Origin of the sequence: Oceaniovalibus sp. ACAM 378, from assembly GCF_008085915.1 — a bacterium.
In the GTDB taxonomy this organism is placed as follows: Bacteria; Pseudomonadota; Alphaproteobacteria; order Rhodobacterales; family Rhodobacteraceae; genus Oceaniglobus.
Genome location: NZ_VSJK01000001.1, coordinates 214290 through 227130 on the forward strand (window position 1 = coordinate 214290; position 12841 = coordinate 227130).

The window sequence follows — 12841 nt, forward strand, 5'->3', positions numbered from 1 at the left end:
TCAAACCGGATCGCCCTGTCGTGCCTGCGCCTGCGCCACATCAATTCCGGCGTCGTCCAGCCCGTAAAGGTCACGAGCCGTTTCAGCAGAAATATACCCCAGCGCCAGATCGCGGATCACCGCCGCCCGGTCCCGCAAGGCCGGATCGCCATAGCCAGCGCCGCCCGGAAACGCCATCAGCACGCGCCGCCCGTGTGGCACAAACTGTTTACCTTTGCCGCGCATCTTTGTGCCATCGTCCAGCGTAAGGGTTGTCGGCGCGCCAGCCTGCCCGCCGTTGCGGCCAAGCGCGGGGTGGTTCACCCGGTCGAACATCGCCTGAAGGTCGAATTCATAGCCGTCGCAGGCGCCGACCTCCATCAACTGGCCCAGACCGCCACGGCTGGCCCCCGCCCCGCCGGAATCGACGCGCAGTTCCTTGCGCCAGATAATCAGCGGCCCGACCTGTTCCGTCACCTCGACGGGCATGGTCATCACCCCCGACGGAAAGGCCGTCGCGCTCATCCCGTCAAGGGTGGGGCGTGCGCCAGATCCGCCCGAGTTGAAGGTCAAAACCTCGGCATGGCGCGCACCCTCCGGGGCGGGCACATCGGTTCGCGGACGCAGTGACGCATGAAAACTGCACAGGCACCCTGCCCCTTCGGCGGGAACCGTATGGGGCAACAGTTGATCCAGCGCGCCGTAAACCGTGTCCGGCACCATATGACCGATGACATGGCGCAGCGCCACGGGTGCCGGGTGCCGGGCATTGACGATTGTGTCGGCGGGCGCGGTGATCTCGAACGGCGCAAGCGATCCCGCGTTGTTCGGGATTTCGGGCGCCACGGCACATTTCAGCGCATAACAGGCATAGGCCTTGGTATAGACCAGCGGCACGTTGATCCCCTTGGCGTCGATCCCCGATGTTCCGGTCCAGTCGCAAATCATCCGGTCGGATTCAATTGTGACGGTGACATGCAGGTCGATGGGCCGGTCGTATCCATCGATCCGCATGTGACCGCTGGCTGTGCCGGGTTTCAGCGCGGCGATCCGCGCCAGTGTCGCGTCGCGCGAATGGGACAGGATGAAATCAGACACGCCCTGCAGGTCACTCAGACCGAATTCCGCCACCATATCTGCAAGACGGCGATCCCCGACCTCGTTACAGGCGGCAAGGGCGTGGATATCACCGATCAACTGATCCGGAGTGCGCACATTGCCCCGGATCATCGCCACCAGCGTAGTATCGACAACCCCGGCCGCGGCGAACCGCATGATCGGAATATACAGCCCTTCCTCGAACACCGATTGGCCATCCGCGCCAAACCCGCGCCCGCCAATATCCGTCACATGGGCAGTACAGGCGAAAAACCCGATCAGCCGCCCCTCGTGAAAAGATGGCGTGACCACGGTGATATCATGCAGGTGGCCTGTCCCCTCCCATGGGTCATTGGTGATATAGACGTCGCCGGGCACCATATTTTCGCGCCCGATGCGGCGAATGAAATGCGGCACGGCATCGGCCATGGCGTTGACATGGCCCGGCGTGCCGGTCACCGCCTGCGCCAGCATTCGCCCCATCCCGTCATAGACCCCTGCCGAGAGATCGCCCGCCTCGCGGACCGAGGTGGAAAACGCGGTGCGCACCAGCGCCTGCGCCTGTTCCTCGACCACCGAGATCAGCCGGTTCCACATCACCTGATGCGCCACCCGCGAAAGTTCCTGAGTCCCACCGTCAGTGGTGTCGCCAGTGCCTTGTGCCCGCTCACAAGGCAGGATGTCGAGACAACCATCATCCAGAACCGCAATCCGGCGGCTGGAGGGCACGATCACAGTCGTTTCATCCTCGGTCACCACAGCAGGGCCGTTCAGCCGGGCACCGGGGGCAAGACCGGCGCGCGCAACCGCCTGCGCCGCGACAACCCTGCCAAGGGCCGGATCAAACAGCGCCCGGGTTTCACCTTTTGGCACAATCGCGCCCGGCCCGTCAGACGCTTCGATCGGCGGGGCCGAGGGCGCCGGAGTGGTGGCATTGACCGACCAGACGGTCGCCTCGGCCTCCATTCCGTCAACAGTGCGCCCGAACAGCCGGGCATATTCGGCCTCGAACAGCGCAAGGATTGCGGCGGCGTCAGGCGCCTGCGCCAGCTTTGGCGAGAGCACGACAGGAATTTCCCAGCCCTGCCCGGCGTATCGCATATAAACCTTATGCTCGACCCGGATATCGGCATCGGCGTCGCAAGAGCGCACAAAGGCCGAGGCCTCGTCCTTCATCTCGGTGAACAGGGCGCGCACCCGTGGCGCATCGAAACCGTTCATCCCCATGAACACCGAGCGATTCGATTCGAAACTGAACGGCGCACGCAAAAACCCGATGGCCGAACCGACACCGGCCCCGACCGGCACAAGACACCGCCCGATCCCGAGCTTTTCGCACAGCCGCGCCGCATGCAACGGGGCCGCGCCGCCAAAGGCGATCATGGTGTACCCGCTCAGATCCTCGCCGTTTTCCACCGCATGAACCCGGGCGGCATTGGCCATGTTTTCGTCGACAACTTCGGCCACACCCCATGCCGCCTCCTGCACCGACATCGACAGCGGATCACCCAGATGCAACGCCATCGCCTGTGCCGCCTGTTCTGGCGAAAGCGGGATCGTACCCCCCGCAAACCCGGTCGGGTCAAGCCGCCCGAGAATAAGGTCGGCGTCGGTCACGGCAGGCCGTTCGCCGCCGCGCCCGTAACAGGCAGGACCGGGTTCAGAGCCGGCACTTTCCGGGCCGACGCGGATCTGATTCATCCCGTCCACATGGGCCAGACTGCCACCGCCCGCGCCGATTTCAACCATGTCGATCACCGGAATCGAGATCGGCATGCCCGAGCCTTTTTTGAACCGGTAAGATCGCGCCACCTCGAACACCCTCGCGGTCTTCGGCGTCGCATCGCGGATCAGGCAGATCTTGGCGGTCGTGCCGCCCATATCGAAGGACAACACCCGGTCCAGCCCGTGCCGCGCGGCAATGTCGGCGGCAAAGATCGCCCCGCCCGCCGGGCCGCTTTCCACCAGACGCACGGGAAATTCGGCCGCACTTTCCAGCGACATGATCCCGCCACCCGAGTGCATCAGGAACACCGGACACCCCGCGCCCGCCTCTTGCAAACGGTCACGAAGCCGGTCGAGATAGGATTTCATCAGCGGCTGGATATAGGCATTGGCGACGGTGGTGTTGAACCGTTCATATTCGCGCATCTGCGGTGAAACCCGCGACGACAGCGACACCATGGCATCCGGCATACGCTCGGCCAGAACCTCGGCGATCAGGCGTTCATGGGCATCGTTGACATAGGAATGCAGCAGCCCTACCGCGACGCTTTCATATCCGGCCAGCGCCAGAGTATCTGCCAGCGTCTCAACCTCGGCCCGGTCCAGTGGAATCAGCACATTGCCCTGCGCATCCATGCGTTCGCGCACCACATGGCGGCGATTGCGTGCCAGCAGCGGCTGGGGCAGGACAAGATTCAGATCGTATTGTTCAAACCGGCTTTCCGTACGCATTTCGATCACGTCACGGAAACCGCTGGTGGTGATCAGCGCGGTTTTTGCCCCGCGCCGTTCGATCAACGCGTTGGTGGCCAATGTGGTGCCATGGATGATCTGCCCGATCCGATCAGGTGCCACACCGGCCCGGGCGCAAACCTGTGTCATCCCGTCGACCAGACCGACCTCGGGCGCATCGTGGGTTGTCAGCACCTTGGCTGAAAACCGTGCCTGTCCGGTATCCAGAACAACGTCGGTGAATGTGCCGCCGATGTCGGCGCCCAGACGGATTCTGCCTGCTTGTGCCATTCATGCCCCCTGCCTTGCCCCGCCGATAAGGGGCAATGGCCGGGTCGGGGTCAACCCCGCGCGGTGGGCTCGCGGCGCAGGATCTAACGGTCGTGTGCGAATGTCACCCGCGCCGATGTTCCCGCCCGGCATGAACGCTGATCTGGCGCCGCAGAGCAGGATGGCCGCTCAGTCGTCGGCGCGGCCTTTGCCCAGATGTTTACGCAGCCGCGATGGCGTCGATTTCGTGCGGTTCTTATAGGGATTGTCTTCACCCTGCCCGCGAAACCACAGCCGGATCGGTGTGCCCGGCATATCAAAATCCACCCGCAACCCATTGACCAGATAGCGGGAATAGCTTTCTGGCATTCTGTCGGGATAGGAACACATGACCACGAATCCGGGGGGCCGCGTCTTGGCCTGAGTCATATAGCGCAGCTTGATTCGCCGCCCGCCCGGTGCGGGGGGCGGGTGCTGTTCCAACATGCCGACCAGCCAACGGTTAAGTTGTGCTGTGGTCACCCGGCGGTTCCAAACCTCATGCGCCTTGATCACCGCCGCTTGCAACTTGTCCAGCCCCTTGCCGGTCTTGGCCGAAACCGTGACCAAAGGTGCGCCGCGCAACTGTGGCAGCAGGCGTTCAAAGGATTCGCGCAGCACCTTGATCTTGGCGTTCTTGTCTTCCTCTAAGTCCCATTTGTTCACGGCCAGAACCACGGCGCGGCCTTCACGTTCGGCCAGGTCGGCAATGCGCAGATCCTGTTGCTCGAACGGCACGGCCACATCCAGCAGGACAACCACGACTTCGGCAAATTTGACCGCACGCAGCCCGTCACTAACCGACAGTTTTTCCAGTTTTTCCTGAATCTTGGCCTTCTTGCGCATCCCCGCAGTGTCGAACAGGCGCACGGGAACCGGGCCATTTTCGCTCGGCCAGTCCATGTTGACCGAAATCGCATCGCGGGTGATTCCCGCTTCGGGGCCGGTCAACAGACGCTCTTCGCCCAGAAATTGGTTTACCAGCGTCGATTTGCCCGCGTTCGGGCGTCCGATGATCGCCACTTGCAGAGGCTTTGCACGGGTCGGCACGCGCGGTGCGTCATCGTCATCGTCGCTGACGTCTACATCGGTTTCCGGGGCATGATCGACGGCGCGTTCGGCGAAACCATCGGCCAGCGGGCGTAAAAGTTCGTAAAGTTCGCTCAGACCCTCGCCATGTTCGGCAGACAGGCGGATCGGATCGCCCAAGCCAAGCGAATAGGCCTCGATCACGCCACCATCGGCCGCGCGGCCTTCGGCCTTGTTGGCGGCAAGGATGACGTTCGAGTTCTTGCGGCGCAGGATGTCGGCGAACACTTCGTCCGTTGGCAGGACACCGGCGCGCGCATCGATCATGAACAGGCAGACATCCGCCATCTCGACCGCCCGTTCAGTCAGACGTCGCATCCGGCCTTCAAGCGAATCATCTGTCGCTTCCTCCAGACCGGCGGAATCGATCACGGTAAAGCGCAGATCGCCCAATCGTGCTGCACCTTCGCGCAGATCGCGGGTGACACCGGGCTGATCGTCGACCAGAGCGAGGCGTTTCCCCACCAGCCGGTTGAATAATGTGGATTTGCCCACGTTCGGGCGTCCGACGATGGCAAGAGTAAAGGTCATGGCGTCCTCGGATGCGGTGCGTTGAAGATCAATCAGGTCGCTTACACCTGTTTGGCGTCAACGGAAAGCGTGAAGCTGCCCATCACCTGACACAACATAGAGCGTGCGCCCCGCCACCACCGGATTGCTCGCCGCGCCACCGGGCAGCGGAGCGGTGCCGCTCTGCACGCCGGATTCAGGATCGAAGGCCCGCAGGCTGCCGTCGCTCGATGCCACGAACAACTGGCCCCCGGCCAGCAACGGCCCAAAGTTGCTATAGACTGCCTTGCGCTTTTTTGCGGTTTCATTCACGAAAAATGAAAGTTCGGTGCCCCAGATTCGGGAACCGGTTTCGGCGTCCAGCCGAACCAGTTCGGCCTGATCGGACACGGTGAACACCGATCCGCCCGCCACGACAACCGGGCTCATCGCGCCTTCGCGCGCGTTCCAGATTGTGTCACCGCTGCTCAGATCGATCGCTACGGTCCGCCCGGCGGGGCTGCCGGCATAGATCCGGTCGCCGTGAATCACCGGATCGCCCGAAATATCGGAAATCCGTGCATAGACGCGCCCGCGCCGCTGACCGGCGACATGGCTGCTCCAGATCCGGGTGCCGCCTTCGCGCAGGGCGGCGACCAATTCGCCGTTGGCAAAGGGAAAGATCGCCAGCCGGTCATTGACCACCGGGGCCGCGCCGCCGACGACGCCAGACGAGCTGGGGGTGCCGGGCAGCGTCCAGGCGACCCGCCCGTCATCGACATTCACAGCCCAGGCCAGCGCGTCACGCGTCACCAGATAGACCAGATCACCCACTACCGTTGGCGCACCTGCGGCCGAGGCGTTAAGTTCTTGCACCCAAATACGATTTCCCGTGGCTGCATCAAGGGCAATCAGATCGCCGAACCCGGTGCTGACAAACAGGCGGTTGCCCGCGATGGCCAGACCCGCACCTGATGCGGCGTCGGGGCTTTCGCCTGCCGGGGTCAGATCGGCGGTCCACAGCAGCGCGCCCGAGGTCGAATGCGCCGATACCGATGCACGGCTGTCGACGGTGAAGATCCGCCCGTCCGCAATGACGGGGTCGGCGCTGATGCGGTGACGGCGGTCGTTGCCCTGCCCGATGCTGGCGCTCCAGACCCGGGTCAGACCGGTGCCCAGCGCGGGATGTGTCAAGGAATGGGTCGCCGATCCGGCCTTATGCGTCCAGGCCGCATTGGCCGTCTGTCCCGGCAGGTCGATGGCACGCGACACCGACGGCGTGGCATCCTGTGCCGCAGTGTCGGTATCGGCCCTGAGATCAAGCCGCTCACCGGTCAAAATCAACTGCGGCTCGGTGCAGGCGGCCAGAAGTGCCAGCGCCGCGACCGCCACCAGAGATGTACGGTTCGAAAGTCCGGTCAGAATCTCGCTGCGTGTCCCGGTCATTTTCATGTCGCCTGTGCCATCTCGTCTGTTTTCCCGCCCGGGCAATTTATTTACGCGCCCTTGCCGGACCCGCACTCTTTTCAACAGGTTCAGGCCGCGTCCAGCGATCCGCCCAGCGCCACAATCAACTGAGAAACGCGGCGGCGCAAGCCTTCGCTCACCCGATCCTCGGAGAGGATTCCGTTAAGCACCGTCAGCGCCGTGTCGGTTTCACCCAGCGCCACCTGCGCCAGAGCAGATTGCTCCAACGCCAAAAGGCGATAGGGCGCACCGGGGATGGTCAACGGCTCCAGCCGGGAAAGCCGGACATCGGCTGTCAGCCCGGCATCGTCACGCATCAGGAACTTCAACAGTGCAAGGTCGCGATACACCTGCGGCAGATCCGCATTCTGCGACAGCGCCTCAAGCGCCTGTGCCGCTGCCGCGCCCTCGGCCTGATCGGCGGCAAACATCGCGACGATGGCGCGTTTTTCCGGCGTGTCACCGACACCGTCCAGAGCCGCGGCACGCGCGGTTGCATCGGGTTTGTCCAGCGCCGCGATCAGGGTATCACCGAACGCCTCGGCCTGTGCCGCGGACTGGGCCTTTTGCCATTCATTCCAGGCGGCTGCGGCGACCAGCAAGACCACGGCCGTGACCGCAATCCAGCCATATCGGCGCATCAGCGCGAACAACCGGTCGCGCCGGACTTCTTCGGTCACTTCGTCGATGAAAGTATCGCTATTGCTCACGGTGCGTTCTCCATTGTCGCGCCTCTCTTACCCTGCCTTCGCGCCCGATGCCAAGAGCGCGGTCAGGAGTGCTGCGTCCCTATCCCCAAGAAAAGTTGCGACGATCGGAGAAAACGTCTATTCTGAACCGATTGGTTCAGTGTAGAAGTTTCGATCGGGATCTTATGCAAACTATGCCCGACCGGTCGCGCTTTTGATGACCGTATCCGAACGACGCCGCATATCCGCGAGGCAACCATGCGTATCTTCTCCATCCTGACGGCGCTTGTCGTGACGGCATCGCTGTATATGCTGGTTTTCGAACGCCCTGCCCTTTTGACCATTGCAGCGGCCGAAAAGACCGTCACCAAGGAAAATACCGCAACGGTGAGCGGTGACGCCACCGGCCTGCAAAGCGTCGCCGTGGTTGCGGTGAAATCCACGGCACAGCGAATCGATACCGCGGTTTTGCTGCGCGGCCAGACTGAGGCGGCGCGCACCGTGACGGTCAGCGCCGAAACCAGCGGGCGCATTGTTTCACCCCCGCTGCGCAAGGGCACCTTCGTCTCTGAGGGCCAGACCCTGTGCCAACTCGACCCCGGCACCCGCGAGGCACAACTGGCCGAGTCCGAGGCGCGTCTGACCGAGGCCCGCGCCCGCGGCCCCGAAGCGCAAGCCCGTATCGCCGAGGCCGAGGCGCGGCTGACCGAGGCGGAAATCAACGACAACGCCGCCAGCAAACTGTCCAAGGACGGTTACGCATCGCAAAGCCGGGTCGCCTCGACAGCGGCGGCGATGGAAGCGGCACGCGCGGCGGTGCAGGCGGCGAAATCAGGGCTCGAATCCGCCTCATCCGGCGTTCAGGCAGCCGAAGCGGCACTTGCCGGGGCGATGCGCGAGATTGAGAAACTGACCATTGCCGCGCCATTTTCAGGATTGCTGGAAACCGATTCCGCCGAACTGGGAACTTTGATGCAGCCCGGCGCGCTCTGTGCCACGGTCATCCAGCTTGATCCGATCAAGCTGATTGGTTTCGTCCCCGAGACGGCAGTGTCGCGGGTCACTGTGGGGGCCATGGCGGGCGCGCGGCTTGCCTCGGGCGAAGAGGTGACGGGACGGGTGACGTTCCTGTCCCGCTCGGCCGATCCGAACACCCGCACCTTTCGCACCGAAGTCGAGGTGGCGAATGGCGATCTGGCCATTCGTGACGGGCAGACAGCGGAAATCCTGATCCAGTCCGACGGGCGCACCGCGCATCTGCTGCCGCAATCCGCGCTGACCCTGAACGACAACGGAGATCTGGGCGTGCGGCTGGTCAGCGCCGATGACACCGCGCTGTTCGCGCCGGTGACGGTGCAGCGCGATACTGCACAGGGCATCTGGCTGACCGGGCTGGACGATGTGGTGTCGGTGATCGTCGTCGGGCAGGAATATGTCATCGACGGCGTGCCCGTGACCCCCACATATCGCGATGCTGACAACGATTCGGCGAGCGTGGAGTCCGGCCGATGACCGCAATCGTCGACTGGGCCGCGTCACGGGCGCGAATGGTCATTGCGTTTATCGTCCTTTCCGTGGTGGCGGGCGCTCTGGCCTATGCTTCGCTGCCAAAAGAGGGTGAGCCGGATATCGAAATCCCGGCGCTGTTCGTTTCGGTACCGTTTCCCGGCATCTCGGCAGAAGACAGCGAAAAACTGCTGGTCAAGCCGATGGAAACCAAGCTGTCCGATCTGGATGGGCTGAAGAAGATTTCCGGCACCGCCTCAGAAGGCTATGCGGGTGTCGCGCTGGAATTCGAATTCGGCTGGGACAAGTCCAGAGTACTGGCCGATGTGCGCGACCGAATGAATACGGTCGAGGCCAATTTCCCCGCCGGTGCCGACAAATACACGATCAAAGAGATCAATTTTTCCGAATTCCCGATCATCATCGTCAACCTGACCGGCGCCCTGCCCGAACGCACTTTGCTGAAGGTGGCCAAGGATTTGCAGGACCGGCTTGAAGGGCTTGATCCGGTGCTTGAGGCGGCGCTGGCGGGTCACCGCGACGAAATGGTCGAAGTGATCATCAACCCCCTGCGGCTTGAGGCCTACAACGTCACCGCGGACGAGCTGATCGGCGTGGTCCAGAACAACAATCAACTGATCGCGGCGGGCGAAGTCGAAACCGACACGGGCACGTTTGCGGTCAAGATCCCGTCCTCCTTCAGCGATCAGCAGGATATTTACAATCTGCCGGTCAAGGTGGACGGCGACCGGGTGGTTACGCTCGGCGAACTGGCCGACATCCGCCTGACCTTTGAGGACCGCACGGGCACCGCGCGGTTCAATGGCGAAACCACGGTGGCTTTGCAGGTGGTCAAGCGCAAGGGTTTCAACCTGATTGACACCTCCGAACTGGTCCGCACCGAGGTCGCGGCAGCGCGTGCCGCATGGCCCGCCGAATTGCGCAACGCCATTACGGTCGGCACCAGCAACGACCAATCCCGGCAGGTCGGCTCCATGGTGTCACAACTTGAGGGGTCGGTCCTGACCGCCATTGCACTGGTGATGATCGTGATATTGGGAGCGCTTGGCATCCGCTCGGCCCTGTTGGTCGGCTTTGCCATCCCGACGTCTTTCCTGCTGTGTTTTGTGTTGCTCGGGGTGATGGGCATCACGATTTCCAACATCGTCATGTTCGGGCTGATCCTTGCGGTTGGAATGCTGGTCGACGGGGCCATTGTGGTCGTTGAATACGCCGACCGCCGGATCGACGAAGGCGCAGGGCCGATGACCGCCTTTACCGAAGCGGCCAAGCGGATGTTCTGGCCGATCGTTTCATCCACTGCCACGACCCTGTGCGCGTTCCTGCCCATGCTCTTCTGGCCCGGGGTGGCGGGTGAATTCATGGGGATGCTGCCCGTCACGCTGATCAATGTGCTGCTGGCGTCGCTGCTGGTGGCGCTGGTGTATCTGCCGGTCATGGGCGGCGTTGCGGGCCGGATGAGCCGTAGCTTTCAGGGCGCATCCAACTGGCTGCGCGCGCTGCTGCCGTGGGTGGTGCGTGCGGCGCTTGTGGTGCCTGCTGGAATGCTGGTGTTCGTCGCGGCGATGCAGATGCTGAACCCCGATTATATCTTTCCCGGCCAATCGCCCCTGCCCGCCGCCCTGCGGATCGCGCCGGGGGCGGGTCTGTTCCTGCTTGGAACCACCTTGCTCGCGATTACTCTGGGATCGGTCAAGATCCACCGTGCGGCGCAACGGATCAATGCCCATCGCAAACGCTCGCTGTTTGGTCAGGCAATCCGGCTGATCGTAGGCAATCCGGTGATGCCCTTTGTGTCAATCGGCGCCGTGTTGTTTTTCGTATTTTCGGTGTTCGGATATTTCGGCGCCAACAACAACGGGGTCGAGTTCTTTGTCGAATCCGAACCGGAACAGGCGATCATCTATGTCCGTGCGCGGGGCAACCTTTCGCTGGTGGAAAAGGATGCCCTGCTGCGTCAGGTCGAGGATATCACACTGGCCACCAAGGGCATCGACAACGCCTTTGGCTTTGCCGGCGACGGCGGGTTGAATTCCAACACCGGCGGCAGTCAGGCGCCGCTGGATGCCATCGGCCAGCTCCAGATCGAGCTGATCCCATGGGAGGATCGCCCCGCCTATGCCCGCGACCACCCGGGCGAGGTGACGCTGGACCAACTGGACGGTGATGCGGTGATCGCCGATCTGCAACAGCGGCTTGCCACCATTCCGGGGATCCGGACCGAGGTTCTGAACCTTGCCATGGGGCCAGCCTCGGGCAAACCGGTGCATTTGCGTCTGAAGGGCAACAACTGGGAGCAGTTGCAGGCCGCCACCGCCACAGCCCGGGCCAGGTTTGAGAATACTGAGGGCCTGACCGATATCGAGGACAGCCGCCCCCTGCCCGGCATCGACTGGCAGATCGACGTCGATGTGGAAAAGGCCGGGCGTTACGGCGCCGATGTGGTCACCGTGGGCGGTATGGTGCAACTGGTGACGCGGGGCATATTGCTCGATACCATGCGGGTGCCTTCCTCGGACGAGGAAATCGAGATCCGGGTGCGCCTGCCCGAACAGGACAGGGTGCTCAGCACGCTGGACGATCTCAAGGTGCGCACCCGCGATGGGCTGATCCCGCTGAGCAATTTCATTTCGCGCAAACCGGTGGCCAAGCTGGGCCAGATCGACCGGGTGGGCCAACAGCGGTATTTCGATGTCAAAGCTGATGTGGCCTCGGGGCTGACGAAATCCGGGGTCGATGGCGGCAAAATACCGATCAACGCCAATGAACGGATCGGTGAACTGACAAAATGGCTGGAAACCGACGGAGCGCTGCCCGCGTCGGTCACATGGGAATGGACCGGCGACCAAGAGGAACAAGAGGAATCCGGCGCCTTCCTGATGAAGGCCTTTGCCGGTGCGCTGGGGCTGATGTTCATTATTCTGCTGGCGCAATTCAACAGCTTTTACAACGCGGCGCTTGTGCTGACCGCAGTGGTCCTGTCGACCACCGGCTGCCTGATCGGAATGTTGGTGATGGGCCAGCCATTCAGCATCATCATGACCGGCACAGGCATCGTTGCGCTGGCGGGGATCGTGGTGAATAACAATATCGTGCTGATCGACACCTATCAGGACTACAGCCGCTATATGCCCCGGATCGAGGCGATTGTCCGCACCGCCGAGGACCGCATCCGCCCGGTTCTTTTGACCACGATCACCACCATGGCCGGTCTTGCGCCGATGATGTTTGGCCTGTCGCTGGATTTCATTGGCGGTGGCTATTCCATCGACAGCCCCACGGCGCTTTGGTGGAAACAACTGGCGACGGCGGTGGTGTTCGGGCTGGGAATTGCCACGGTTCTGACGCTGGTGTTCACCCCCTCGGCGCTGGCGCTGCGGGTGTGGTTTTCGCGGGGGGCCTATCGCTCGGGTCTGGGGTTGCGCGCGCTGGCCGGAGGCACTGCGGCACGCGATCTGGCCATCACCCGCGCCGCCCGCAAGGTGCACGCGCCGGAAATCATCTGGGACACATCATCCGAACCGGGGTCCGATCCGTCACCGGAAATCGAGGATACCCCGAAGTCGACCCTGCGCGCGGCGGAATGACCGGATCTGAATGACGGCTTGGATCAGCGGATTGACTGCACCCAACCCATCGGCCCGAGCCAAATGAGCCGAGCCGGAAATAGGTGCCCGGTGATCGTGACAGGCGGGTTCTGGGGCAAGAGGCCGATTTACAAGTTAGGGCTGGCCAAT

Annotated in this window: 6 protein-coding genes and 1 pseudogene; 2 read left to right on the plus strand and 5 right to left on the minus strand. The window is 63.0% G+C overall.

What is annotated here, in order from left to right:
- The 5 genes and pseudogenes from FQ320_RS00955 to FQ320_RS00975 form a co-directional block, all read right to left on the minus strand.
- Entirely contained in the window at positions 1-1689 is a 1689-nt protein-coding gene (locus tag FQ320_RS00955; RefSeq protein WP_255509337.1) for a hydantoinase B/oxoprolinase family protein, read from the minus strand.
- 66 nt (positions 1690-1755) lie between these two features.
- Positions 1756-3825: pseudogene (locus FQ320_RS00960) on the minus strand (hydantoinase/oxoprolinase family protein); the annotation flags it as partial.
- A 168-nt stretch (positions 3826-3993) separates the two neighbouring features.
- Positions 3994-5463, minus strand: a complete 1470-nt coding sequence (gene der / locus FQ320_RS00965) for a ribosome biogenesis GTPase Der (protein WP_148469123.1) — start codon at positions 5461-5463, stop codon at positions 3994-3996.
- A gap of 57 nt (positions 5464-5520) precedes the next feature.
- On the minus strand, positions 5521-6867 hold the full coding sequence (locus FQ320_RS00970; protein WP_148469125.1) for a PQQ-like beta-propeller repeat protein: 1347 nt from the start codon (positions 6865-6867) through the stop codon (positions 5521-5523).
- A gap of 89 nt (positions 6868-6956) precedes the next feature.
- Complete coding sequence (locus FQ320_RS00975; protein WP_148469127.1) at positions 6957-7598, minus strand: hypothetical protein; 642 nt, start codon at positions 7596-7598, stop codon at positions 6957-6959.
- A 237-nt stretch (positions 7599-7835) separates the two neighbouring features.
- Between FQ320_RS00975 and FQ320_RS00980 the strand changes: the two genes are divergently transcribed.
- Positions 7836-9089, plus strand: a complete 1254-nt coding sequence (locus tag FQ320_RS00980) for an efflux RND transporter periplasmic adaptor subunit (RefSeq protein WP_148469129.1) — start codon at positions 7836-7838, stop codon at positions 9087-9089.
- Positions 9086-12691 (plus strand): efflux RND transporter permease subunit, encoded by a 3606-nt coding sequence (locus FQ320_RS00985; RefSeq protein WP_148469131.1) that lies wholly within the window; start codon positions 9086-9088, stop codon positions 12689-12691. The genes FQ320_RS00980 and FQ320_RS00985 overlap by 4 nt, the downstream gene beginning before the upstream one ends.
- Positions 12692-12841: the final 150 nt, after the last annotated feature.